Annotated in this window: 26 protein-coding genes; 21 read left to right on the top strand and 5 right to left on the bottom strand. The window is 63.5% G+C overall.

Translation table 11 applies throughout. From position 1 onward, the window contains the following. Positions 1 to 8: 8 nt before the first annotated feature. The 8 genes from KM031_RS03555 (at position 9) to KM031_RS03520 (ending at position 6,837) form a co-directional block, all read left to right on the top strand. Positions 9 to 464: an SspB family protein gene (locus KM031_RS03555; RefSeq protein ID WP_215503185.1), complete on the top strand. Its 456-nt coding sequence runs from the start codon at positions 9 to 11 to the stop codon at positions 462 to 464. Between the two features lie 151 nt (positions 465 to 615). Then, complete coding sequence (gene fumC / locus KM031_RS03550; RefSeq protein ID WP_215503184.1) at positions 616 to 2,010, top strand: class II fumarate hydratase; 1,395 nt, start codon at positions 616 to 618, stop codon at positions 2,008 to 2,010. Positions 2,011 to 2,026: 16 nt separating this feature from the next. Further along, positions 2,027 to 2,221, top strand: coding sequence for a DUF4169 family protein (locus KM031_RS03545; RefSeq protein WP_215503183.1), 195 nt, complete (start codon positions 2,027 to 2,029; stop codon positions 2,219 to 2,221). Further along, on the top strand, positions 2,218 to 2,445 hold the full coding sequence (locus KM031_RS03540) for a ribbon-helix-helix domain-containing protein (protein ID WP_215503182.1): 228 nt from the start codon (positions 2,218 to 2,220) through the stop codon (positions 2,443 to 2,445). The genes KM031_RS03545 and KM031_RS03540 overlap by 4 nt, the downstream gene beginning before the upstream one ends. A gap of 101 nt (positions 2,446 to 2,546) precedes the next feature. Beyond that, positions 2,547 to 3,971, top strand: a complete 1,425-nt coding sequence (locus KM031_RS03535; protein WP_215503181.1) for a cryptochrome/photolyase family protein — start codon at positions 2,547 to 2,549, stop codon at positions 3,969 to 3,971. A 53-nt stretch (positions 3,972 to 4,024) separates the two neighbouring features. Then, positions 4,025 to 5,239 carry an SAM-dependent methyltransferase gene (locus tag KM031_RS03530; protein ID WP_215503180.1) on the top strand — a complete coding sequence of 405 codons (1,215 nt, stop codon included), beginning with the start codon at positions 4,025 to 4,027 and terminating at the stop codon, positions 5,237 to 5,239. Between the two features lie 27 nt (positions 5,240 to 5,266). Continuing rightward, positions 5,267 to 5,707, top strand: coding sequence for a TrgA family protein (locus tag KM031_RS03525; protein ID WP_215503179.1), 441 nt, complete (start codon positions 5,267 to 5,269; stop codon positions 5,705 to 5,707). A gap of 5 nt (positions 5,708 to 5,712) precedes the next feature. Continuing rightward, positions 5,713 to 6,837, top strand: coding sequence for an NUDIX domain-containing protein (locus tag KM031_RS03520; protein WP_215503178.1), 1,125 nt, complete (start codon positions 5,713 to 5,715; stop codon positions 6,835 to 6,837). Here KM031_RS03520 and KM031_RS03515 read toward each other — a convergent pair whose 3' ends face one another. Next, the gene (locus tag KM031_RS03515; protein WP_215503177.1) at positions 6,838 to 7,797 is read right to left on the bottom strand and encodes a LysR family transcriptional regulator; all 960 of its coding nucleotides are present in this window, start codon (positions 7,795 to 7,797) and stop codon (positions 6,838 to 6,840) included. A gap of 110 nt (positions 7,798 to 7,907) precedes the next feature. Here KM031_RS03515 and KM031_RS03510 point away from each other — a divergent pair, with 110 nt between their 5' ends. From KM031_RS03510 to KM031_RS03490, 5 genes are all read left to right on the top strand, one after another. After that, a complete protein-coding gene (locus KM031_RS03510; RefSeq protein WP_215503176.1) occupies positions 7,908 to 9,239 on the top strand; it encodes an aminotransferase family protein in 1,332 nt (443 codons plus the stop codon). Next, the gene (kce, locus tag KM031_RS03505; RefSeq protein WP_215503175.1) at positions 9,236 to 10,165 is read left to right on the top strand and encodes a 3,5-dioxohexanoate:acetyl-CoA acetone transferase; all 930 of its coding nucleotides are present in this window, start codon (positions 9,236 to 9,238) and stop codon (positions 10,163 to 10,165) included. Before KM031_RS03510 ends, kce begins: the two co-directional genes overlap by 4 nt. Further along, entirely contained in the window at positions 10,165 to 10,626 is a 462-nt protein-coding gene (locus KM031_RS03500) for a GNAT family N-acetyltransferase (protein ID WP_215503174.1), read from the top strand. The genes kce and KM031_RS03500 overlap by 1 nt, the downstream gene beginning before the upstream one ends. After that, positions 10,626 to 11,639 carry a histone deacetylase family protein gene (locus tag KM031_RS03495; protein WP_215503173.1) on the top strand — a complete coding sequence of 338 codons (1,014 nt, stop codon included), beginning with the start codon at positions 10,626 to 10,628 and terminating at the stop codon, positions 11,637 to 11,639. The genes KM031_RS03500 and KM031_RS03495 overlap by 1 nt, the downstream gene beginning before the upstream one ends. Before the next feature lie 228 nt (positions 11,640 to 11,867). After that, positions 11,868 to 13,211, top strand: a complete 1,344-nt coding sequence (locus tag KM031_RS03490) for a trimethylamine monooxygenase (protein ID WP_215503172.1) — start codon at positions 11,868 to 11,870, stop codon at positions 13,209 to 13,211. A 229-nt stretch (positions 13,212 to 13,440) separates the two neighbouring features. Here the strand turns inward: KM031_RS03490 and glnT are convergent, their stop codons facing one another. The 4 genes from glnT to KM031_RS03470 are packed head-to-tail and all read right to left on the bottom strand — an operon-like array spanning position 13,441 to position 17,709. Then, entirely contained in the window at positions 13,441 to 14,748 is a 1,308-nt protein-coding gene (gene glnT / locus KM031_RS03485) for a type III glutamate--ammonia ligase (RefSeq protein ID WP_215503171.1), read from the bottom strand. A gap of 33 nt (positions 14,749 to 14,781) precedes the next feature. After that, on the bottom strand, positions 14,782 to 16,110 hold the full coding sequence (locus tag KM031_RS03480; RefSeq protein WP_215503170.1) for an FMN-binding glutamate synthase family protein: 1,329 nt from the start codon (positions 16,108 to 16,110) through the stop codon (positions 14,782 to 14,784). 10 nt (positions 16,111 to 16,120) lie between these two features. After that, complete coding sequence (locus KM031_RS03475) at positions 16,121 to 16,810, bottom strand: GltB/FmdC/FwdC-like GXGXG domain-containing protein (protein WP_215503169.1); 690 nt, start codon at positions 16,808 to 16,810, stop codon at positions 16,121 to 16,123. A gap of 2 nt (positions 16,811 to 16,812) precedes the next feature. Continuing rightward, a complete protein-coding gene (locus KM031_RS03470) occupies positions 16,813 to 17,709 on the bottom strand; it encodes a class II glutamine amidotransferase (RefSeq protein WP_215503168.1) in 897 nt (298 codons plus the stop codon). A gap of 295 nt (positions 17,710 to 18,004) precedes the next feature. On the opposite strand from KM031_RS03470, the gene KM031_RS03465 reads away from it, so the two are divergent. From KM031_RS03465 to KM031_RS03430, 8 genes are all read left to right on the top strand, one after another. Continuing rightward, positions 18,005 to 18,295, top strand: a complete 291-nt coding sequence (locus KM031_RS03465; protein WP_260692099.1) for a hypothetical protein — start codon at positions 18,005 to 18,007, stop codon at positions 18,293 to 18,295. Between the two features lie 3 nt (positions 18,296 to 18,298). Further along, entirely contained in the window at positions 18,299 to 18,676 is a 378-nt protein-coding gene (locus tag KM031_RS03460; protein WP_215503167.1) for a hypothetical protein, read from the top strand. A gap of 12 nt (positions 18,677 to 18,688) precedes the next feature. Further along, positions 18,689 to 18,859, top strand: a complete 171-nt coding sequence (locus KM031_RS03455; protein WP_215503166.1) for a hypothetical protein — start codon at positions 18,689 to 18,691, stop codon at positions 18,857 to 18,859. 2 nt (positions 18,860 to 18,861) lie between these two features. After that, complete coding sequence (locus KM031_RS03450; protein ID WP_215503165.1) at positions 18,862 to 20,256, top strand: APC family permease; 1,395 nt, start codon at positions 18,862 to 18,864, stop codon at positions 20,254 to 20,256. Continuing rightward, positions 20,256 to 20,945 carry a hypothetical protein gene (locus tag KM031_RS03445; RefSeq protein ID WP_215503164.1) on the top strand — a complete coding sequence of 230 codons (690 nt, stop codon included), beginning with the start codon at positions 20,256 to 20,258 and terminating at the stop codon, positions 20,943 to 20,945. The genes KM031_RS03450 and KM031_RS03445 overlap by 1 nt, the downstream gene beginning before the upstream one ends. Next, positions 20,936 to 21,235, top strand: a complete 300-nt coding sequence (locus tag KM031_RS03440) for a hypothetical protein (RefSeq protein ID WP_215503163.1) — start codon at positions 20,936 to 20,938, stop codon at positions 21,233 to 21,235. The genes KM031_RS03445 and KM031_RS03440 overlap by 10 nt, the downstream gene beginning before the upstream one ends. A gap of 302 nt (positions 21,236 to 21,537) precedes the next feature. Then, on the top strand, positions 21,538 to 23,220 hold the full coding sequence (locus KM031_RS03435; RefSeq protein ID WP_215503162.1) for a trimethylamine N-oxide permease: 1,683 nt from the start codon (positions 21,538 to 21,540) through the stop codon (positions 23,218 to 23,220). Positions 23,221 to 23,420: 200 nt separating this feature from the next. Beyond that, complete coding sequence (locus KM031_RS03430; RefSeq protein WP_215503161.1) at positions 23,421 to 24,557, top strand: aminomethyl transferase family protein; 1,137 nt, start codon at positions 23,421 to 23,423, stop codon at positions 24,555 to 24,557. Positions 24,558 to 24,587: the final 30 nt, after the last annotated feature.

Genomic DNA, 24,587 nt, shown 5'->3' with positions numbered 1-24,587 from the left:
GGTCCGGCATGGCGCGCTCGATTGATTACGGCAACCTGATGCACCGCGCGATGCGCGGGCTGATCCAGTCAGTGCTGGAGGATGTGGCGCAACATGGCCTGCCCGGTGCGCATCATTTCTTTATCACGTTCGATACGACTCATCCCGATGTGGCCATCGCGGACTGGCTGCGCGCGCGCTATCCGGCGGAAATGACGGTGGTGATCCAGCACTGGTTCGAGAATCTGGAAGTCACGGATGACGGTTTCTCGGTCACGCTGAATTTCGGCAACGCCCCGGAACCCTTGGTGATTCCCTTCGATGCCGTGCGCACCTTTGTCGATCCGTCGGTGGAATTCGGGCTGCGCTTCGAAACCCATGACGACGCGGATGACGAAGACGAGGATGACGAGGACGACCTGCCCGAAGCGGACGAAAAACCGCATGAGGCCGAGGTTGTCAGCCTCGACAAGTTCCGCAAATAGGCCCTGTGCCGGAACGTCGGTTCCGGCCCGGCCTGCTGCGGTCTGATCACGCTCTGCAAATGCTGAATGTTAGCGGTATACATCCGTATACCGATTGATTTCCATGCCTCCCGCGCCTAGAAGAAACGTGAATTTTTCTGGAGGCTTGCCCATGACCGCCACCCGCATCGAGACCGACAGCTTTGGCCCGCTTGAGGTTCCCGCCGACAAATACTGGGGCGCACAGACCCAGCGGTCGATCATCAACTTCCCGATCGGATGGGAGCGCCAGCCGGTGGCCATCATCCGCGCCTTGGGCGTGATCAAGAAGGCCTGCGCGCTGGTCAATATTGTGCAGGGCGATATTTCCGCCGAACTGGGCAATGCGATTGCCGCCGCCGCAACCGAGGTGATCGACGGCAAGTTTGACGACAACTTCCCGCTGGTGGTCTGGCAGACCGGCTCGGGCACGCAGTCGAACATGAACGCCAACGAGGTCATCTCGAACCGGGCGATCGAAATGCTGGGCGGGGTGATGGGCTCGAAAAAGCCGGTTCACCCGAACGACCATGTGAACATGGGGCAATCGTCGAACGACACCTTCCCCACCGCGATGCACGTCGCCATCGGCATGATGGCCCGCGATGTGCTGATCCCGGGGCTGGAAAAGCTGCACAAGGCGCTGGTCGCCAAGTCGGAAGAGTTCAAGGATATCATCAAGATCGGCCGCACCCATACGCAGGATGCAACGCCGCTGACGCTGGGGCAGGAGTTTGGCGGCTATGCCAAGCAGGTGGAAAAAGGCATCGCGCGCGTCAAGATGTGCCTGCCCGACATCTATGAACTGGCGCAGGGCGGCACGGCTGTCGGCACCGGGCTGAACACCCGCGTCGGCTGGGATACCCGCGTGGCGGCGCAGATCGCCGAGATCACCGGCCTGCCTTTCGTCACCGCCCCGAACAAGTTCGAGGCGCTGGCCGCGCATGATGCGATGGTGATGTTCTCGGGCGCGCTGAAAACCGTGGCGGCCAGCCTGTTCAAGATCGCCAATGACCTGCGTCTGCTGGGCTCCGGCCCGCGTTCGGGTCTGGGCGAGCTGATCCTGCCGGAGAACGAGCCGGGAAGCTCGATCATGCCGGGCAAGGTGAACCCGACGCAGGCCGAGGCGCTGACCATGGTCTGCGCGCATGTGATGGGCAATGATGCCGCCATCGGCTTTGCCGGATCGCAGGGGCATTTCGAGCTGAACGTCTATAACCCGATGATGTCCTATAACGTGCTGCAATCCATGCAGCTTCTGGGCGATGCGGCGGGCAGCTTCACCGACAACATGGTGGTGGGCACGCAGGCCAATGTGGCGCGGATCGACAAGCTGATGAAGGAGTCGCTGATGCTGGTGACGGCGCTGGCCCCGACCATCGGCTATGACAACGCGACCAAGGTGGCGAAAACCGCGCACAAGAACGGCACGACGCTGAAGGAAGAAGCCATCGCCCTGGGCCTCGTGGATGAAGAAACCTTTGACCGGGTGGTGCGTCCTGAGGATATGATTGGCCCGAAGGGCTGATACGGGGGCGCTAGTCATGGCAGAGGTCGTCAACCTCAACCGGTTCCGCAAGGACCGCGAACGCGCCGCGCGGCGCGCTGAGGCCGAGGCCAATGCCGTGAAATTCGGGCGCAGCCGTGCCGAAAAGGATCTGGAACAGGCGCGGGCCGAGAAATCGGCCCGTGACCATGCCGGGCACCGCCTGCGCGATGACGAGGACGACGGCGCATGAGCGCCACAGACTCGGGGCGGCCTCAGAAACATTCGCTCACCCTGCGCGGCCACCGCACCAGCGTCTCGCTGGAGGCAGAATTCTGGCAGGCCTTCCGCGACATGGCGCAGGCGCGGGGCCTCGCGCTCAATGCGCTGGCCATCGAAATCGACGAATCGCGGCGCGGCGACATTGGTCTGGCCACGGCGATCCGGCTGGCCGTGTTGCGCCACTATCGGGGATAGGCAGGCGCGGGCAGGAAATTTCGCAAAAGCATGCAACCCGGTGATCCGGCGCGCGTTGCTTTGCGTAATACCTTGGAATGACCGCAATTTCCGTAGGCCCGATGTCCGCAGCCCCGCTTCTTCTCTGGTTTCGCCGTGATCTGCGTCTGGCCGATCACCCGATGCTGTCGCGGGCGGTGGTCAGTGGCAGGCCGCTGATTCCGCTCTTCATCCTTGATCCCGAAACCGAGGCCATCGGCGCGGCGGCGAAGTGGCGGCTTGGCCTGTCGCTGGCCGATTTCGCGGCACGGCTTGCGGCGGTGGGCAGCCGGTTGATCCTGCGCCGCGGCCCTGCTTTGCCGGTGCTGGAGGCGCTGCTGGCCGAAACCGGGGCGGAGGGGGTGCATTGGTCGCGGCTCTATGATCCGGCCAGCAAGGCCCGCGATACGGCGGTCAAGGCGGCGCTGAAGGCGCGCGAGGTGGCTGCGGTCAGCCATGACGGCTTCCTGCTGCATGAGCCGATGGAGGTGCAGACCGGGCAGGGCAGCTATTACAAGGTCTATACGCCGTTCTGGAACGCGGTGCGCGGGCGCGATGTGTCCAGCCCTGATGCCGCCCCCAAGGCGCTCGCCGCGCCCGACCACTGGCCCGCATCCGAGGCATTGGACAGCTGGCAGATGGGCCGGGCGATGTGGCGGGGGGCGGCGGTCTGCCTGCCCTATCAGGCGGTGGGCGAAGCCGCTGCGCGCGACCGGCTTTCTGTCTTTGTCGCCGACAAGATCAACGCCTACCGCGAATCGCGGGATTTTCCGGCGCGGGATGCCACCTCGCGCTTGTCCGAAAACCTGACCTATGGCGAGATCGGCCCGCGCCTGATCTGGCACGAGGGGCGGCGTGCCATGCAGGAGGGGGCAGCGGGTGCCGAACATTTCCTCAAGGAACTGGTCTGGCGCGAATTTGCCTGGCACCTGCTGCACCACACTCCGCATATCGCCACGCAGAACTGGCGCGAGGATTGGCAGGCGTTCCCCTGGCAGGGCGACAGCGCCGCCGCCGAACGCTGGCGGCGCGGCATGACGGGCGAGCCCTTTGTCGATGCCGCGATGCGCGAGATGTATGTGACCGGCACGATGCACAACCGCGCGCGCATGATCGTCGGCTCGTATCTGACCAAACATCTGCTGACCGACTGGCGGGTGGGGCAGGTGTGGTTTGCCGAGTGCCTGACCGACTGGGATCCGGCCGCCAATGCGATGGGCTGGCAATGGGTGGCGGGCAGCGGCCCGGATGCCGCCCCGTATTTCCGGGTGTTCAACCCGGCAGGGCAGGCCGAAAAATTCGACCCCAATGCGCTCTATCGCCGCCGCTTCATCGCCGAACTGAGCCGCAGCCCGCCGCCCGAGGCCTGCCAGTATTTTGAGGCGGTGCCGCGCCGTTGGGGCCTTGATCCGCAGGCCCCCTATCCCGCGCCGATGATTGCGCTGGAGGCAGGGCGCGCCCGCGCGCTTGCGGCCTATGCCGCGCGCAATGCGGAACGAAACACTTGAGCGGCGCCCGCCGTTCGGGAATCATGATACAATGTCCCGCAGGAGGGTGCCGAATGACGGTGATGACAACAACCACAGGTCAGAGTGATCTGCCCCGCTATTTTCCGCAGGTGCTGAAGGTGCTGGAGCGGTTGCAGATGGGGCGGCTCGATTTTGTTCTGCCCGACGGGCGGCGTTTTCGGGCCGAGGGCGGCCAGCCCGGCCCGCTGGCCGAAATCCATGTGAAGAACGAGGATGTCTTTGCCCGTCTGGTGCGCGAAGGTGATCTGGGTTTTTGCGACGCCTATCTGGATGGCGACTGGGACACGCCGGATTTGCAGGCCTTCATGGATCTGGTGCAGGCTCCGGTCAATAACGGGGTGAATGACGGCTTCCCCGGCATGGGCCTTGTGCGCGCCTATGAGCGGATGCGCCATTGGCTGCGGTCGAACTCGCGCCGGCAGGCCCGCAAGAACATCTCGTATCACTATGATCTGGGGAACGAATTTTACCGGCTCTGGCTGGATGACACGATGACCTATTCCAGCGCGCTGTTCCGCACCGGGCAAGAGCCGCTGGATGCAGCGCAGATCGCCAAATATGCCTCGATGGTGGATCAGATGGGTGCGCGTCCGGGCGATCATGTGCTGGAGATCGGCTGCGGCTGGGGAGGTTTTGCCGAATATGCGGCAGGCACGCGCGGGCTGAAGGTGACCGGCCTGACCATTTCGCGCGAACAGCATGATTACGCGGTGGCGCGGGTGGCGCAGGCGGGGCTGGCCGACCGGGTGCAGATCAAGTTGCAGGATTACCGCGACGAGCAGGGCCGGTACGACGGCATCGCCTCGATCGAGATGTTCGAGGCGGTGGGCGAGAAATATTGGCCGGTCTATTTCAGCACCCTGCGCGACCGGCTGAATCCCGGGGCCAATGCCACCTTGCAGATCATCACCGTGCCGGATCACCGCTTTGCCAGCTATCGGCGCGGCGTTGATTTTATTCAGAAATACATCTTTCCCGGCGGGATGCTGCCCTCGCCCTCCGCGCTCAGATCCGAGATTGACCGCGCGGGGCTGCGCCTGAAAGGCTCGGTGGAATTTGGCGAAAGCTACAGCCAGACCCTGCGCCGCTGGTATGATGTGTTCAATGCCCGCTGGCCCGAGGTCAGCCGCCTTGGCTTTGACGACCGCTTTCGCCGCATGTGGAATTTCTACCTGACCTCTTGCGCAGGCGCGTTCCACGGCGGAAACTGCGACGTGACACAGATCACGGTGACGCGCCCGGCCTGAGGCGGCGCGCAGGAAAGGACGCGGGATATGCCCACTGCCGGAAAGCTTGTGGCAGCGCTGCTGTTTGCCGCGCTTGGCTTTGTTGCGGCCGAACTGTTCAAACCTGCCATGCCAGACGGCACCAGCTTCGGCCCGTTCAGCTTCATCTGCGCGGGTATCGGTGCGGTCAGCGGCTGGCTGGTGATGGGGCCGCGCGCCGGGGGCGGGCGGGCCGTCGGCATCAGCACCGGCTTGCAAGCCGCGCTGACCATGGCGTTTTTCTGCCTGCTCGGCTTTTCGATCTATCTGATGGTCGGGCTGTCGCTGCGCAAGATCTATGACGGGCCGATGGAGGCGATCTCGGGCGTGTTCGAGCTGATGATCGAACATGGGCTGCTGATGCTGTCGGTGCCTGTGCTGGGGGTGCTGCTGATCGGCGGGCCGATCTGCGGCCTGATCAGCGATTGGGCCGGGCGGCGCTGGACGTGACCGCCATGCCAGCCCTGTTCTTTTATGGCACGCTGTGCCACCTGCCGTTGCTGCGTGCCGTTCTGGGGCGGGAGGTGCAGGTTGTGGCGGCGCAATTGCCCGATCACGCTGTGTGGTGGTCTGGCGAGGGCGCATGGCCGGTGATCCGGGCCGAGGCCGGTGCCGTGGCGCAAGGCATCCTGCTCCGGGACGAGGGGCCAGAGGATCTGGACCGGCTCGATTTCTACGAAGGCGCGTTCGGCTATGACACGCGGGTTCTGCCGGTGCAGACGGCGGGTGGCCTCGTGCCTGCGCAGGTCTATTTTCCGGTGGATGCGGCAAAGACCGGCGCGCCCTGGCATCTGCCCGATTGGGTGGCAGACTGGGGCGCGGTGGCCACCGCGACCGCCCCGGATGTGATGGCGCTGCGCGGCCAGCGCGACGCGGGCGAGGTGGCACGGCGCTATCGCCTGATGCTGGTGCGTGGTGCCAGCCGGGTGCGGGCGGCAACCCCGGCCCCGGTCCGCCTGCGCCATGCTGCGCGCGCAGAGGATGTGGTGATCGCGCGGCAGACACAGCCCTATGCCAATTTCTTTGCCATCGAAGAATATGATCTGCACTATCGCCGCTTTGATGGCACGATGAGTTCGCGCATCAATCGCGCGGTGTTCCTGTCGGGCGATGCGGTGACGGTTCTGCCCTATGACCCGCAGCGCGACCGGGTGCTGCTGATCGAACAGTTCCGGGCAGGCCCGCATGGGCGCGGCGATCCGCAGCCCTGGTTGCTGGAGGCGATTGCAGGCCGCGTCGATCCCGAAGAAACCCCCGAACAGGCCGCCCGGCGCGAAGCGGTGGAAGAGGCGGGGCTGGTTCTGGGCGCTTTGGAAAAGGTCGGCCAATATTACCCGTCGCCGGGGGCCAAAAGCGAATATCTCTATTCCTATGTCGCGCTCTGCGATCTGCCCGATGGTGTCGAGGGCGTGTTCGGAGAGGCGTCAGAGGCCGAGGATATCCGCGGCCATCTGGTCGATTTTGATCGGTTCATGCAGCTTGTCACCACAGGAGAGGTGGACAATGCACCGCTGCTGATCACCGCCTTGTGGTTGCAGCGCGAACGCGCACGGCTGCGTGGCGGGCACAGCCCCGCCTGATCAGGGGCCGTAGATCCGCTCTGCCAGCGGGGTTTGGGCGACCAGCCGTTGCAACTGCTGCAAAAACGCGGCTTCGGCGCGGTTGTGCCGCGCCTTGGGGTGCCAGGCCAGATGCACGTCGATGGCCGGGGGGGCAGCATAGGGCGGCAGGCGCCAGAGCTTGTGGAGTTTTATATCCTCTTCCACCACATGCAGCGGCAGCGGCCCGATGCCCAGACCCGCCACAATCATGCGGCGCACCTCTTCCAGATGGGTGGACTGGCCGACCACGCGCGTATCAAGCCCCACCTCGCGGCGCAACTCGGTGACGGCGGCCAGCGCATCGCCCATGCGATCCGTCTGGAAGCTGACAGCGGCATGGCCGTGCAGATCGGCCAAGGTCAGGTGTTTGCGGCCAAAGAGCGGATGCGGCGGCCCGCAGAACAGGCCGAAGAATTCCTGATAAAACACCGTGGTTTCCAGCGCTTTCGGCGGATCCGACAACAGGCAGATTGCAAGGCTGGCCTGCCCCTGTGCCACACTTTGCAATGCCCCGCGCGAGGGCAGAATGTCGATCGACAGCGTGGCCTTGGGATGGGCGGCGTGAAACTGCTGCAACGCCATGTCGAGCAGCGGTGACACGACATGCGAGGCCAGCGCGAGCGTCACTTCGCCCGCCACCTCATCGGCGCTGGCGGCCACCGATTGCGCCGCGCGCAGGATGGCGGCGCGCACGTCGCGCGCCTCGGCCAGCAGCGCGCTGCCCTGCGGGGTGAGCGCGAAATGGCCCGGCGCGCGGTCGATCAGCCGGTGGCCGATGCGATCCTCCAACCGTTTCAGCGCCTGCGACACCGAGGGTTGTTTCAGCCCCAGCCGCGCCCCGGCGGCCGTGACAGACCCGGATTCCGCCAGCGCCAGAAAGACGCGCAGCAGGTTCCAATCCAGATCGCGGGCAAGGGTTTCGGCAGGGGAGAGGCGCATGGATCATTGATATGATCAATGCAGGATATTTCAACTATCTATTTGGTCGATGCACCTCTCTGTGCCACCTCTAGGGGGCCACGGCATATGTGGCCTATGCGGGGGCGGGAATGAGCCATCTTTTCTATCTGTCGACGGCGGCGCGGCCTGTGCTGAATCGCGCCGAGGGCATCTATATGTGGGACCGCGACGGGCGGCGGTTCATCGACGGATCCTCAGGCGCAATGGTCAGCAATATCGGCCACAGCAATCCGGCGGTTCTGGCGGCGATGCGGGCACAGATGGACAAATCGACCTTCGGCTACCGGCTGCATTTTGAGACCGAACCGGGCGAGCGTCTTGCAGCGAAGGTGGCGGCGCTGAGCCCGGCGGGGCTGGAGAAGGTGTTCTTTGTGTCCGGTGGCTCCGAAGCGGTGGAATCGGCGGTGAAGCTGGCCCGGCAATGGGCGGTGGTAACGGGGCAGGCGCAGCGCTGGAAGGTGATCTCGCGCTTTCCGTCCTATCACGGCTCTACGCTGGGGGCGCTGTCGCTGACCGGCTATGACCCGCTGACCGATCCGTTTCTACCGATGATGGTGCAGATGCCGAAGATCCCGGCACCACGCGCCTATCTGGATGGGCTGGATATGGAGGATCCGGCAACGGGCGCCCATTACGCGGCGATGCTCGAGGCGCAGATTCTGGCCGAAGGCCCCGGCAGCGTACTGGCCTTCATTCAGGAGCCGGTGGGCGGCGCCTCCACCGGCGCGCTGGTGCCGCCTGCGGGCTATATGCAGGCCATCCGCACCATCTGCGACCGTTATGGCGTATTGCTCATCCATGACGAGGTGATGAGTGGCGGCGGGCGCGTCGGCACGTTTCTGGGTGGCGATCTGTGGGGGATCATCCCCGATATCGTGGCGATTTCCAAAGGCTTTGGCGCGGGCTATGTGCCGCTCGGTGCGATGGTTGCGCGCGGTGACATCGTGGAAGCAGTGCAGGCCGCTGGCGGCTTTGTGCATGGCCATACCTATGCCGGCAATCCGCTGGCCTGTGCCGCAGGGCTTGCCGTGCTGGAGGAAATCGGGCGCAACGATCTGATGGGCAATGCCGCCCGCGTCGGCGCGGTGTTGAAGTCGCGCCTGAAGAACCTGATGCAACGCTATGGTTTCATTGGTGATGTGCGTGGAGAGGGCATGTTGCTGGCGTTCGAGTTGGTGGCAGACCGCGCCACGATGACGCCACTGCCGCCCGCGATGAAGGCCTTTGATACACTGGTGGAACTTGCCTATGCCGAAGGGCTGATTGTCTATTCCCGGCGCACCCGAGGCGGTTATGCGGGCGATCATGTGCTGGTCTGCCCGCCGATGATCACCACCGAAGCGCAGGTGGACGAAATCATGGACAAGCTGATCCGCGCGCTGGATCAGTTTGCGGCGGCCCATGCCGGGGCGCTGGCATGAAGATCGTCATTTCCTGCGCCATTACCGGCTCGATCCACACGCCCAGCATGTCGCCCTTTCTGCCGTTCCGGGCCGAAGACATTGCGGCGCAGGCGCTGGGCGCGGCGCAGGCCGGGGCGGCGGTGCTGCATCTGCATGCCCGCGATCCGCAGGACGGGCGGCCCTCGGCGGCGCTGGACCATTGGCGCGGCTTCCTGCCCGCAATCTCGGCGGGCTGCGACGCGGTGGTGAACATGACCACCGGCGGATCGGCGGTGATGAGCCTCGCACAGCGGCTGGCCGCGCCAGAGGCTTTTGCGCCCGAGATGTGCAGCCTGAACATGGGCAGCATGAACTTTGCGCTCTATCCCATGGCGGACAAGCCGCGCGACTGGCGGTTTGACTGGGAAGAGCCGTTCCTGCGCGGCTCGGACGATCTGGTGTTCAAGAATACTCCCCGCGACATTGCGGGCGTGTTGCAGCGTATGGGGGTGGAGCGAGGCGCGCGGTTCGAGTTTGAGTGTTATGACGTCAGCCACCTCTATCTGCTGCGGCATGTCATGGATCGCGGGCTGGTGCCGGGGGCCGACTCGGGCGCGCCGATCTTTCTGCAATTCGTGCTGGGGGTGCTGGGCGGCATCGCGGCAGAGCCGGAACATCTGCTGCATCTGAAGGCGACGGCAGAGCGGCTGTTCCCGCGGTTTGAATGGTCGGTGCTGGCGGCGGGGCGGCGGCAGATGGAATTTGCCACCCTCGCCGCTGCCATGGGCGGGCATGTGCGGGTCGGGCTGGAGGACAACCTCTATCTCGGGCGCGGTGTTCTGGCGCGCAGCAACGCCGAACAGGTGGCAAGGGTGCGCGAGATTGTCGAGGCGCTGGGCCGGGTGGTGGCCACGCCCGATGAGGCACGCGCCATTTTGGGCTTGAAGGGCAAGGTGATGTTTTGATGCGGATCAGACGGGCGGAACCGGGCGAGGGTGCGCGGCTGAACACAGGGCTGCGCGCGCTGTCTGCCGAAATGGGCGATACCCATCGCGCCACGGATGCGCTGATCGAGGCGGCCTGTTTCGGCCCGCATGTGGCGCTGTATGGGCTACTGGCCGAGGTGGGCGACGAGGTGCAGGGGGTGGTGGCGTTTTCGCCGCAACTCTCCACCTATCGCGGCGCGATCGGGGTCTATATCTCGGATCTCTGGGTGGCAGAGGCGGCGCGCGGGCAGGGGCTGGGGCGGCGTCTTCTGGCCGCGGTGCGCGACGAGGCGGCGCGGCTCTGGGGGCCGGGGTATCTGCGGCTGACAGTCTATGCCCATAATCCCGATGCACGGAGGCTCTATGATCGGCTCGGCTTCACCGACCGGGCATCAGAGGTCTGGATGGTGCTGGACGGGCAGGCATTGGAGGTATTGTGATGCGGGCATTTCTGGATCTGCGGCAGGCGGGGCATGATCCGCAGATGTTCATGGCCAATGGGGTGCGGTTGCCCAACCCCGAGGTGCCCGTGCGCATCGCCACGCTGCGGGCCGGGGCCGAGGCGGCGGGCTGCCGCTTTGAAAGCCCGCGCGATTTCGGCATGGGGCCGATTGCGGCGATCCATTCGGCGGAATATCTGCATTTTCTGGCCACGATCCATCCGCGCTGGCTGCGGATTCCGGGCGCGGCCGCCGAGGTGATCCCGAATATCCATCCCGACCGGCGCGCGGTGAATTACCCGAAATCGGCGGTGGGTCAGGCGGGCTATCATCAGGCCGATACCGCCTGCCCGATTGCGGCGGGCACATGGGAGGCGGCCTATTGGTCGGCGCAGACGGCGCTTGCAGCGGCAGAGGTGGTGGCAGGTGGTGCCAGCGCCTATGCGCTCTGCCGTCCGCCGGGACATCATGCCTTTGCCGATCTGGCGGGCGGCTTCTGCTTTCTGAACAACAGCGCGATTGCGGCGGAATGGCTGCGGGCGCGCGGGATGCGGCCCGCCGTGCTGGATGTGGATGTGCATCACGGCAATGGCACGCAGGGGGTGTTTTACCACCGCTCAGACGTGCTGACGGTCAGCCTGCATGCCGACCCGGACCGCTTTTACCCGTTCTTCTGGGGGGCGGCACAGGAGCGCGGGGCGGGCGCGGGGCTGGGCTTCAACCTGAACCTGCCACTGGCGCGCGGCACCGAGGACGCGGCCTATCTTGCGGCGCTGGAGGTTGCGCTGGGGCGGATCCGTGCGTTCGGCGCGGATGTGGTGGTGGTGGCGCTGGGCCTTGATGCGCATGAGCACGACCCGTTCGAGGGGCTGCGCGTCACCACGCCCGGCTTCACGCGCATCGCGGCGGCGATTGCCGGGCTGGGCCTGCCGCTTCTGGTGGTGCAGGAGGGCGGTTATATGCAGCCCGCGCTGGGCGACAATCTGACCGCCTTTCTGCGCGGTCTTGCCTGAGCCGGGGATCTCTGCCCAAATCCGGTATCCGCCGCACCTGTTTTCGGCAGGCGCGCGCGGCGTGGTCTGCCTTTGAAACGGGCAGTTGCAGGGGCGGTGCGCAGAAAAAAACGCGCAGATGACTTTCCTGATAGGAAGAATATTTGACACATAGGGCGGAATCTTCTTACCTATCTGCAAAGAACAGGGCCGCGCGAACGGTTCCAGAACATCAGCAAGGAGAGCCATATGACCAAACGTGTCGCCGTCATCGGTGCAGGCCCCTCGGGGCTTGCGGTGCTGCGCGCCTTCCAATCCGCCAAAGCCAAGGGGACCGAGATCCCTGAGGTGGTGTGTTTCGAGAAGCAGGCCAATTGGGGGGGGCTGTGGAACTACACCTGGCGTACCGGGCTCGATGAACATGGCGAGCCGGTGCATTGTTCGATGTATCGCTATCTCTGGTCCAACGGCCCCAAGGAAGGCCTTGAATTTGCTGATTATTCCTTTGAAGAGCATTTTGGCAAACAGATTGCCAGCTATCCGCCGCGCGCCGTGCTGTTCGACTATATCGAAGGCCGGGTGAAAAAGGCCGGTGTGCGCGACTGGATCCGCTTCAGCACCACTGTGCGGTTCGTCAAATATGACGAGGCGACAGGCATGTTCACCGTGACGGTGCATGACCTGAAAGAAGACCGCATGTATGAAGAGGTCTTTGACAATGTGATCTGCGCCTCGGGCCATTTCTCGACGCCGAATGTGCCGGAATATCCGGGCTTCAGCAGCTTTGGTGGCCGGGTGCTGCACGCTCATGATTTCCGCGATGCGATGGAGTTCAACGGCAAGGACATCCTGCTGCTCGGCTCCAGCTATTCCGCCGAGGATATCGGCTCGCAATGCTGGAAATATGGCGCGAAGTCGATCACCGTCGCCTATCGCAATGCGCCGATGGGCTTCAACTGGCCCGACAACTGGAAAGAGGTGCCGGCGCTGGTGCGGGTGGATGAAACCACCGCCTATTTCGCCGATGGCACCAGCAAGAAGGTCGATGCGATCATTCTCTGCACGGGCTACAAGCATCACTTCCCCTTCTTGCCCGATGATCTGCGGCTGAAAACCGCGAACCGTCTGGCGGCGGCCGATCTCTACAAGGGCGTGGCCTGGGTGCATAACCCGAAGCTGTTCTATGTGGGCATGCAGGACCAGTGGTTCACCTTCAACATGTTCGACGCCCAGGCCTGGTGGGTGCGCGATGCCATCCTCGGCCGCATTGCCATCCCGACCGACAAGGCGGTGTTGCAGAAGGATGTGGCAGACCGCGTGGCGGGCGAGGACGCCGGGGCCGATGCGCATGATGCCATCCACTATCAGGGCGACTATGTGAAAGAGCTGATCGCGGAAACCGACTATCCGTCCTTTGACGTGGACGGCGCCTGCGAGGCGTTCTTCGAGTGGAAGGACCACAAGAAGAAAGACATTATGGGCTTCCGCAATCACGCCTACCGCTCTGTCATCACCGGCACCATGGCCCCGATCCACCACACGCCGTGGAAGGATGCGCTGGAGGACAGCATGGAAAGTTACCTGCGCAACTGATCCCCTTCAGTCTGGCAGTCACTGGCCCCGGAGCAATCCGGGGCCTTTTGTGTTGCGCGGTGATCTTGCGGCGCGCCTGCCATGAGGTCGTCTGCGCGGCCTGTGGCCGCTTGTCTCCGTCAGGGAGTATTTTTGCAAAGTGCAAATGGGAAGGGGCGCGGGCGGGGCGCTGAACATGCAACGGCCCCGGCAGCGGGTGCCGGGGCCGTTGCGGGGGATGTGGGCCGGATCAGATGTCGAGCGTGTTTTCATGCTCCCAGCGCGAGAAATGGGCGACGAAGCTGTCCCATTCCTTTTGCTTGAGCTTGATGAAAGCGGCGGAGAATTCTTCGCCCATCATCGCCTTCAGCGTCTTGTCCTTGTCATATTCGCGCAGGGCGTCGAGCATGTTGAGCGGCAGTTTCGGCGCGCCCTTCACGGTATGGCCCTGCGTATACATGTCGATGTCGTAGCGGCGGCCCGGATCGGCCTTGGTGCGCACGCCGTCAAGACCGGCAGCCAGGATCACCGCCTGCATCAGATAGGGGTTGGCGGCGCCATCGGGCAGGCGGAGCTCGAACCGGCCGGGGCCGGGCACGCGCACCATATGGGTGCGGTTGTTGCCGGTCCAGGTGACGGTGTTCGGGGCCCAGGTTGCGCCGGATGAGGTGCGCGGCGCATTGATGCGTTTGTAGCTGTTGACCGTGGGGTTGCAGATCGCCGCCAGCGCCGAGGCATGTTTCATGATGCCGCCCAGGAAGTGGCGGCCCTGATCCGAGAGGCCCAGCTCTTTGGTATTGTCGGCAAAGGCATTGGTCTTGCCATCCAGCGACCAGACCGAGATATGCGCATGGCAGCCCGAGCCGGTCAGGCCCTTGAAGGGTTTGGGCATGAAGGTGGCGCGCAGACCATGCTTTTCGGCCACCGATTTCAGCATGAACTTGAAGAAGCTGTGCTTGTCGGCGGTTTGCAGGACGTCGTCGTATTTCCAGTTCATTTCGTACTGGCCTGTCGCGTCCTCGTGGTCGTTCTGGTAAGCCTCCCAGCCCAGTTCCAGCATGTAATCGCAGACTTCCGCGATCACATCATAGCGGCGCATCATCGCCTGCTGGTCGTAGCAGGGCTTTTCAGCGCAGTCATAGGGGTCTGCGATCTTGTCGCCCTCGGGGGTGAGCAGGAAAAACTCCGGCTCGACCCCCGTCTTGACGCGCAGGCCTTCGGCGGCGGCCTCGTCGATCAGTTTGCGCAGCACGTTGCGCGGGGCCTGGGCGACGGGTTGGCCTTCCATCACGCAGTTCGAGGCAAGCCAGGCCACTTCGGGTTTCCACGGCAACTGGATGACCGAGCTGGCATCCGGCACCGCCATCATGTCGGGGTGCGCGGGCGTGAGGTCGAGCCAAGTGGCGAAACCGGCAAAGCCAGCCCCATCCACCGCCATGTCGTTGATCGCCTGAGCAGGCACCAGCTTTGCGCGCTGGCCACCGAAGAGGTCGGTGTAGGAGACCATGAAATATTTGATGCCCTTTTCCTTGGCATATTTCTGGAGGTCCTTGACCATATTGGGTAACTCCCTGTCGTTCTTATGTTTTTATCAGAAACCGCTGTTGCGGCCCGGTATCCAGCTGGTGCCTGCGAGGGGCACGCCCGCCATGGCGGCGGCTTCGATGTTCAGGGCGCAGAGGTCTTCCGGTTCCAGATTGTGCAGGTGATTCTTGCCGCAGGCGCGGGCGATCGTCTGCGCTTCCAGCGTCATCACCTTGAGATAGTTCTTCAGGCGGCGGCCGCCGAGGATCGGGTCGAAGCGTTTGAACAGCTCCGGATCCTGGGTGGTGATGCCGGCCGGATCCTTGCCTTCGTGCCAGTCGTCATAGGCGCCGGCCGTGGTGCCGAGCTTCTGATATTCAGCCTCGAGTGCCGGATCATTGTCGCCCAGAGCGATCAGGGCGGCGGTGCCGATGGCCACGGCATCTGCGCCCAGAGCCATCGCCTTGGCCACATCGGCCCCGGTGCGGATGCCGCCCGACACGATCAGTTGCACCTTGCGGTGCATGCCCAGATCCTGCAATGCCTTCACCGCCAGCGGGATACAGGCGAGGATCGGCATGCCGACGTTTTCGATGAACACGTCCTGGGTGGCGGCGGTGCCGCCCTGCATCCCGTCCAGCACCACGACATCGGCCCCGGCCTTCACGGCGAGTGCGGTATCGTAATAGGGACGTGCGCCCCCGACCTTCACATAGATCGGCTTTTCCCAATTGGTGATTTCGCGGATTTCCAGGATCTTGATCTCGAGATCATCCGGGCCGGTCCAGTCGGGGTGGCGGCAGGCCGAGCGCTGGTCGATGCCCTTGGGCAGGTTGCGCATCATCGCCACGCGGTCCGAGATTTTCTGGCCCAGCAACATGCCGCCGCCGCCGGGTTTTGCGCCCTGTCCGACCACGATTTCAATCGCATCGGCGCGGCGCAGGTCGTCGGGGTTCATGCCATAGCGCGAGGGCAGGTATTGATAGACGAGGTTCTGCGAATGGCCGCGTTCCTCTTCGGTCATGCCGCCGTCGCCGGTGGTGGTCGAGGTGCCCGCTGCGGATGCGCCACGCCCCAGCGCCTCTTTGGCCGGGCCGGACAGCGCGCCAAAGCTCATGCCCGCGATGGTGATCGGAATGTCCAGATGGATCGGGTTCTTGGCAAAACGGGTGCCGAGCCAGACATCGGTCGCGCATTTTTCGCGGTAGCCTTCCAGCGGATACCGGCTGATCGACGCGCCCAGAAACAGCAGATCATCGAAATGGGGCAGGCGGCGTTTGGAGCCACCGCCGCGAATGTCATAGATGCCGGTGGCGGCAGCGCGGCGGATTTCGGCATTGACCTCGTTGGAGAAGGTCCAGCTTTGCTTCGGCGGCGTGCGGGGAAAATCGCTCATCTGGGGTGCCTCAGTAGGACGACGCGTTGTCGATATTGAAGGTATAGAGTTTGCGGGCCGAACCGTAGCGCTTGAACTCTTCGGGTTTTGCCAGGTGATCCGCCTCGCCGCGTTTCAGCAGATCGGCCAGAAGCGCCAGATGTTCGGGGCGCATCTCTTTTTCGATGCAGTCGGTGCCGAGCGATTTCACCGAACCCCGCACGAAGAGGCGCGCCTCATAGAGCGAATCGCCCAGAGCCTCGCCCGCGTCACCCAGCACGACGATATTGCCGGATTGCGCCATGAAGCAGGACATATGGCCGATGTTGCCATGCACCACAATGTCGATGCCCTTCATCGAGATGCCGCAGCGCGAGGCCGCATTGCCCTTGATGACCAGCAGGCCGCCGCGCCCGGTTGCCCCGGCATATTGCGAGGCGTCGCCGTCGATGATGACGGTGCCCGACATCATGTTTTCGGCCACGCCCGGCCCGGCAGAGCCTTTGACCCGCACGGTGGCCTGTTTGTTCATGCCCGCGCAGTAATAGCCGGTGGAGCCGCGCACGGTGACATCGACGGGGGCATCCAGCCCGACCGCGATGGCATGGGCGCCTTTCGGGTTCACGATTTCCCAGGCGGTCTGGTTGGTGGTGCCTTTCAGCCCGTGCAGCGTGGAATTCAGCGCGCGAAGGCCCTGCGCTTCAAGGTCGAATGTCTGCATGTTCAGCGTTCCCAGAAGTAGACGGTTGCGGGCTCCGGTTCCCAGACGCGGGCGGTCTCGATGCCCGGCAGGTTGACCATGGCGCGGTATTCGCTGCCGAAGGCGACATATTGGTCGGTTTCGGCCATGACGGCAGGTTTGCAGGCAATCGGATCGCGGACCACGCCGAAGCCGTTCTTGGTGCCGACGACAAAGGTGAAGAACCCGTCGAGATCGGTCAGCGTGGCTTCCATCGCCTCGCCCAGTTTCGCGCCTTCGTGCAGCTTGTGGCTGATGAAGGCGGCGGCGACTTCGGTGTCGTTTTCGGTCTCGAAGGTCATGCCGGCCTGTTTCAGAACCCGGCGGACCGAGTTGTGATTGGACAGCGAGCCATTGTGCACAAGGCACTGATCCGACCCGGTGGAGAACGGGTGCGCGCCCATCGTCGTCACCGCCGATTCGGTGGCCATGCGGGTGTGGCCGATGCCATGGGTGCCCTGCATATGGGCGACATCGAACCGCGCCGCCACGTCTTTGGGCAGGCCGACTTCCTTGTAGATTTCAATGCCTTCGCCTGCGCTCATCACCTTTACGGTGGGGGCCACTTCGCGCATGGCGTGGCGGGCGGCGTCCAGCCGGTCCGCAGGCAGGTCGATCACGGCATGGGTGTCTTTCACCGCCAGCTTGATCTTGGCCCCGATGGCCTTGCCGAGCGTATCGGCCAGATCCGCGAAATCGCGGTCGGGATTGGCCGATTGCACGGTGAGTTTGGCATGGCCGTTATGGCCACGCGAATAGATAGCGATCCCGGCACTGTCCGGGCCGCGATCCGTCATGGTGATGAGCATTTCCGTCAGCATCGCGCCAAGCTGGGGTTCCAGCTTGGGGTCTTTCAGGAAAAGTCCGACGATACCGCACATGGGGTCGACTCCTTCGTGAACATGATGTGGTCACGCTAGCATCGAAAATTTCACCTTTCAACTGTGAAGAAACATTTTTTCATTAAGGGGAATAAGGGTCGATTCTGGAGCGGATCGGGGTCGGAATGCGCCAATCGCCTGTTTTTTGAACATCAAGGCCGAAACGTGACAGTTTTCTTGACAGATTGTCGCAGCGCATGTTTCCTGACGGAATAAAAAATTGCCGGTAAGAGAAAAATCTGCATGTGCCCCGCGCAGGATCCGGCCAGAGACAGGGGCTCCAAGGGAGGGTAACGTGTCGGATCTGACAAAACGGATCGAGGCCATGCACCGCCGCGATGTGACGGTGGCCTGGGCCTTTGTTTTGGGGCTGTGGTTCGCGGTGATCTTCGTGGCGATTGCCACCTGGTCGCTGGCCCCCAATGGCACCGCTAGGGTGCTGCTGCTGTGTGGCGGGTCGATTGTGCTGCTGTTCAACACGGCGGCGATCATGGCGATGCTGCGCCATTACCGCGAGGACCGGGATTTCATGTATGGGCTCGACATCCAGTTTCTGGATGCCGCCCGCGCGGCAAAGGGGCGCTGAGGCATGGCGCGTTACATTCCGCCGCAACAAAGCAAGCTGGGCCAGATCATCGACGTGATCGTGCTGTTGGTGATGGCCATCGGAGCGCTCTATATCCCGCTGTGGATGGGGCTGGCCGGATCGTCCAAGGTGCCGGTGCCGCAGGATGCGCCCACCTGGGAAAGCCTGGGCCAGAATCCGGCCATGGTCGGGCAATGGGAAAAGCTGGGTTATGCCGATGCGGCCTCGGCCGCCGAGCTGATCACGGCCCGCTTCGATTATTCCTTCGGTATCGGGGCCTTGCTGGCGATGATCGTGGTCGTCGTTGGCTATTACGCGATCCTGCTGCGGTTTTCCGAAAAGGAATACCGCGATGTGATCAACGAGAAATTCAACGAATAAGGGGCCGGGCAGATGGATCTATGGGACATTCTTGAACTGGCCGCCTGGGGAGCCTCGGGGCTTTTCGGACTGCTTATCGTGATCGACTGGATCAAGACTGACAGCACCTATTCCGAAGAGGTTCTCACCTCGTCGCGGGAAGGCGAGCTGGAAGCCCTGACCGAACAGCAGCATCGGGGATAACCATGGCACAGGCAGACAAGACAGAGCATGTCGGCCTCGCACGGGTTCTGGGGCCCGCCCATGTATGGGCATTGGGCGTCGGCATCGTGCTGGTGGGCGAATATATGGGCTGGAACTTCGCCGTGGGCAAAGGCGGGGCCTATGCCGCGCTGATCGCCTGCTGGTTCGCGGGCATCCTTTACACCTGCGTGGCGATGATCGATTCGGAGGTGACCTCGACGGTGGCGGCGGCGGGCGGGCAATATACCCAGGCCAAACATATCGTCGGGCCGCTGATGGCCTTCAACGTGGGCCTGTATCTGGTGTTCGCCTATACGATGCTGGAGGCGGCCAATGCGATCACGGTCGGCTTTCTGGTTGATACCGTGGCGGGGATGAGCGGGCATGAGGGCGGCATCGACCAGCGGCCCTTCATCATCCTGTGCATCATGTTCCTCGCCTGGCTGAACTATCGCGGCGTGCTGGCGACGCTCACCTTCAATCTGGTGATCACCGCGATTGCGTTTTCGGCGATCATCGTGCTGTTCCTGTCGACCTCGGGCATTCTGGGGGAAAGCCCGTTGCAACATGCGGCGCTGATGGAAGGGCAGGCGGCCTTGCCTTACGGCTGGCTCGGTGTGCTGGCGGCGATGCATTTCGGCCTGTGGTATTACCTCGGGATCGAAGGCACGACGCAGGCCGCCGAAGAAGTGCGCAGCCCGGCCCGCTCGCTGCCCTTCGGCACGCTGGCGGGAATCATGACGCTGCTGATTGCCGCAACCCTGACCTGGTATGTCAGCGTCGGCCTGATGCCGTGGGAGTACCTCGGGCAGGCGGGGGTGCCGCTGTTCGATGCGGCGCGGCTGTCCGGTTCGACCTTCCTGATGGTGCTGCTGGGCATCGGCACGCTGTTTGCCACGCTGGCCAGTGCCAATGGCTGTATCAATGATGCGTCGCGGGCCTGGTTCGCCATGGGGCGCGACCGCTATCTGCCGGGCTGGTTCGGGGCGGTGCATCCGGTCTATCGCACGCCGTATCGCGCGATCATCTTTCTGGTGCCCATCGCGCTGATCTTTGCGCTGGGGGCGCCGCTGGATCAGGTGATCACGTTCTCGATCCTGTCGGGGCTGCTGGAATACACGTTCATGCCGTTGAACATCATCCTGTTCCGCCGCAAATGGCCGCTCGATTCCATCAAGCGCGGTTATGAACACCCCTTCCATCCTCTGCCTGCCATCGTGTTGCTGTGTATCTGCGGCATCACCTTCTTTGCGGTGTTCCTGGGGTATGGCACGCAGCTGGTGGCAATGATCGCCTTTTACATCGTGGTATCGCTGTGGTTCCACTTCTGGCGCTACCGCTTTGTCAATCGCGGCGCGCAGTTCACCATGCCCTGGCCGAAACCGCGGGGGTATTGATGGGCCTTGCGGCATTGGTCGTGGCTTTGGGCGGGGGGCTGGTCTGGCTGGCCCTTCGCCTGCGTGTGGCCAGTGCGGCACGCTGGGCAGCGCGGGCGGCGTATCTCGATCACGTCGCCCCCGGCCTTGCCGATCTGCGCCGGGCGGTGGCGCCCACCGGCTTTGCCCGGCTGTCGGGCAGGGTGGCGGGGGTGACGCTCGATCTTCAGGCGGTGCCCGATACGCTGACCTATCGCAAACTTCCCGCGCTCTGGCTGCTGGTCACGCTGCCGGGGCCGCTGCCGGTGCAGCGCACGCTGGATCTGATGATCCGGCCAATGGGGGTGGAGCCTTTCTCGAATTTCGACACATTGCCGCATCAGATTGCGCTGCCCCCCGGATTTCCCGCCGATGCGGCGCTGCGCAGCGACGGGCCACTGGATCTGGCCGGGGCCGATCTGCTGCGCCGCCATCTGGGCCTGTTCCGGGATGCGCGGGTCAAGGAACTGGTGCTGTCGCCCAAAGGGCTGCGCATCACCTGGCTGGCGGATGAGGCCGACCGCAGCCGCTATCTGATCTTCCGCGAGGCGGAGCTGGGCCAACAACCGCTGCCGCCCGAGGCGCTGGCCCCGCTGCTGGCGCGGGCGCTGGCGATCCGCCGCGATATTCTGGGCGCAGATCAGGGGGCGGGGTTGCAATCATGCGCGTGAAACCGGCCAATCCGCATCTGGTTCTGCTGTCGGCGCTGCTGCTGCCCGGATCGGGGCAGGTGTGGAACCACGAGCCGCTGCGCGGCCTGATCTTCCTGTTCTTTCTGCTGCTGCTGGGCGGCTTCACCCTGCTGACCGCCGGGCCTGACGTGTCTTTCGTTGGCCGGTTCGCGGGTGGATTCTTCGTCTGGGCGATGGCTGTCTTCGACGCTTACAAACGCGCCCGCATCCGATTCGAGCTGTGGCGGCATGCCCAGACCGGCGCACAACCGCCACAACGGCAGCTGTAACCGCTGTTTCCGGCGCCGCTTTTCTAAGCGTGTGGATCGATCTTGGGTCATCCTTAAGAAAATTTTTTTCTTGCTAGGCAAATAACGCTTTGTGCTGGCCGCCGACTGCGACAATCTGATGGCAGCTGACCAGACAGGGCATCGGCGCATCCGCAATGGTGCAACCGGGCTGGTGGCAGTGACGCGCTGCGCGGGCCTGACATCGGGGCCGTGGCATTCAACGACATCGGATCGGCACTTCCAAGGACGGGGAACATCCCGCCACCACGCCGGCCGTGCAACAGGGAACAGGGAGTATCTCTATGGCTTCTGAAAAAGCTTCGGGCGAACTCGTCCGGGCACTGGATTGGAAGGGCGCCTTCTGGGTCGCGGCAGGTGTGCCGCCACTGGTGCTTTTCTCGATCGGCGGGATCGCCGGGGTGGCGGGCAAGGCCGCCTTCGTCGTCTGGATCATTTCGATGATCATGGGCTTTCTGCAAAGCTTCACCTATGCCGAAATGGCCGGCATGTTCGGCAACAAGTCAGGCGGGGCCTCGGTCTATGGCGCTACCGCCTGGCTGCGGTATTCCAAGCTGATTGCGCCTTTGTCGGTCTGGTGCAACTGGTTTGCCTGGTCGCCGGTGCTGTCTTTGGGCTGTGCCATCGCGGCAGGCTATATCCTGAACGCGCTGTTCCCGATTCCCGCCGCAGACAGCCAGCTGGTGCTGGACTGGCTGGCGGCCAATGCGGGCAAGACGGCAGAAGAGGCGGTCGCCGCGCTGACACCGGCGGTGCGCAGCTGGGAAGCACTGGGCCTGACCATTCCGGGCCTTGGCACGCTGCATTTCAACTCCACCTTCGTGATTGGCGCGATTCTGATGTTCATCATCTTCGCCATCCAGCACCGCGGCATCGCCTCGACGGCGAAATCGCAGAAGGTGATGGCGCTGATCGTGCTGATCCCGCTGCTGCTGGTCGGTCTGGTGCCGATCCTGACCGGGGCCATCGACACGATGAACGTCACCAGCATCGTGCCGCCCACCGCCAGCTATTCCGGCGTGGACGGGGCATGGGATGTGGGCGGCTGGACGCTGTTCCTTGGCGCGATGTATATCGCGGCCTGGTCGACCTACGGCTTTGAAACCGCTGTCTGCTATACGGCGGAATTCAAGAATCCGCAGACCGATACCTTCCGCGCGATCTTCTATTCCGGCCTGCTGTGCTGCGTGTTCTTCTTCATCATTCCCTTCGCCTTCCAGGGCGTTCTGGGCACGCAGGGCATGTTGGCACCGGGCATCGTGGATGGCACGGGCGTGGGCGAGGCTCTGGGCAGCCTTGTCGGCGGCGGGCCGGTGGTGACGCAGATCTTCGTGATCCTGATGATCCTCGCGCTGTTCCTTGCGATCATGACCGCCATGGCCGGATCGTCGCGCACGCTGTATCAGGGCTCGCGCGATGGCTGGCTGCCGCGCTTCCTTGGCCATGTGAACGAACATGGCGCGCCGACCAATGCGATGTGGACGGATCTGGGCTTCAACCTGTTCCTTCTGGCGCTGGCTTCGGATGCGGGTGGCTATTTCTATGTGCTGGCCATCTCCAATGTCGGCTACATCACGTTCAATTTCCTCAACCTGAATGCCGGCTGGATCCACCGGATCGATTCGGGCCATATCGCGCGCCCGTGGAAGGCCCCGACGGTTCTGATCGGCATCAACACTGTGCTGGCCTTCGTGAACGCGCTGTTCCTCGGCGCGGGTGCAAAGGTCTGGGGCTATTCCAATGCCCTGTGGTCGGGGGCGATCTTTGCCGCGCTGATTCTGCCGGTGTTCTGGTTCCGGCACTATGTGCAGGATGGCGGCAAGTTCCCGAAAGAGGCCTTTGACGATCTGGGCCTGACCGAAGGCGATCTGGGCGAGCGCAAGGCCGGGGTTCTGCCCTATCTGGCGCTGGCCGCCGGGGCAGGCGTGGTGCTTTGGGCCAACTGGTTCTTCCAGCTGCCAACCTGAGCGGAATGAGAGCATGACAGCGGCGGGGCGCAGGCCCCGCCGCTTTTTCTTTGCTTGGCCGTTTCCGACGAAACTTTAGGCAAGCGACAGAAATATTACCTGACAGGAAATATTTTTGCACAAGATTGTTGATTTCCAGCGCAGTCGACTCCAGACTGTTCCCAACCAAGAAAATCCTATGCTTCTGACAGGAGGACAACATGACCAATTCCTGGCGTTTCTCGACGCTGGCCGACCGGCACCGCGCGCTTGGCTCCAACCTTGAAGACTGGAGCGGCATGGGCACCGCCTGGTCCTATGACGGCGATCCGATGGCCGAATACATGGCGATCCGCACCAAGGCCGGGCTGATGGATGTCTCGGGGCTGAAGAAGGTGCAACTGATGGGCCCGGCGGCAAGCCAGGTGATCGAACGCGCCACCACCCGCAACATGGAAAAGCTGATGCCGGGCCGCTCGGTCTATGCGGCCATGCTGAATGATGCGGGCAAGTTCGTCGACGATTGCGTGATCTACCGCACCGGCCCGAATGCCTTCATGCTGGTGCATGGATCGGGGGCCGGGCATGAACAGCTCAGCACCTATGCGCAGGGCCGCGATGTCTCGATGCGCTTTGACGACAATCTGCACGACCTGTCGCTGCAGGGGCCGCTGGCGGTGGACTATCTGGCCAAACACGTGCCGGGCATCCGCGATCTGGCCTATTTCAGTCATATGCAGACCAGCCTGTTCGGTAAGCCCGCAATGATCTCGCGCACCGGCTATACCGGCGAGCGCGGCTATGAGCTGTTCGTGCGCGGTCAGGACGCGCCGATGGTCTGGGATCGGATTCTGGACGAAGGCAAGGAGATGGGCATCATCCCCTGCCGCTTCACCACGCTGGATCTGTTGCGCACCGAAAGCTATCTGCTGTTCTTCCCCTATGACAATTCCGAGATGTATCCGTTCGAGAACGAGGGCCCCGGCGATACGCTGTGGGAGCTTGGCCTCGATTTCACCGTCTCGCCCGGCAAGACCGGCTTCCGCGGCGCGGAAGAGCATTACCGCCTGAAGGGCAAGGAACGCTTCAAGATCTGGGGGCTGAAGCTGGAGGGAACCAACGTGCCGGGCAATGGCGCGCCGGTGTTCAAGGATGGCAAGAAGGTCGGCGTGGTGACGCAGGCGATGCATTCGCCGCTGAACAACCACACCATCGCCATCGCCCGCCTGCCGGTGGATTGCGCCAATGACAGCACCAGACTGGTGGTGAATTGCGAAACTCATGGCGAAATCGCCGCGACCAGCAGCCCGATGCCATTCTATGACATCGAGAAGAAGCGCCGCACGGCCAAAGGCTGAGGGCTGGCCTGAGATCCCCGCTTTCTCCCG

Origin of the sequence: Gemmobacter fulvus, assembly GCF_018798885.1 — a bacterium.
Lineage (GTDB): Bacteria > Pseudomonadota > Alphaproteobacteria > Rhodobacterales > Rhodobacteraceae > Gemmobacter > Gemmobacter fulvus.
This window is presented reverse-complemented; position numbering and strand designations above follow the sequence as displayed.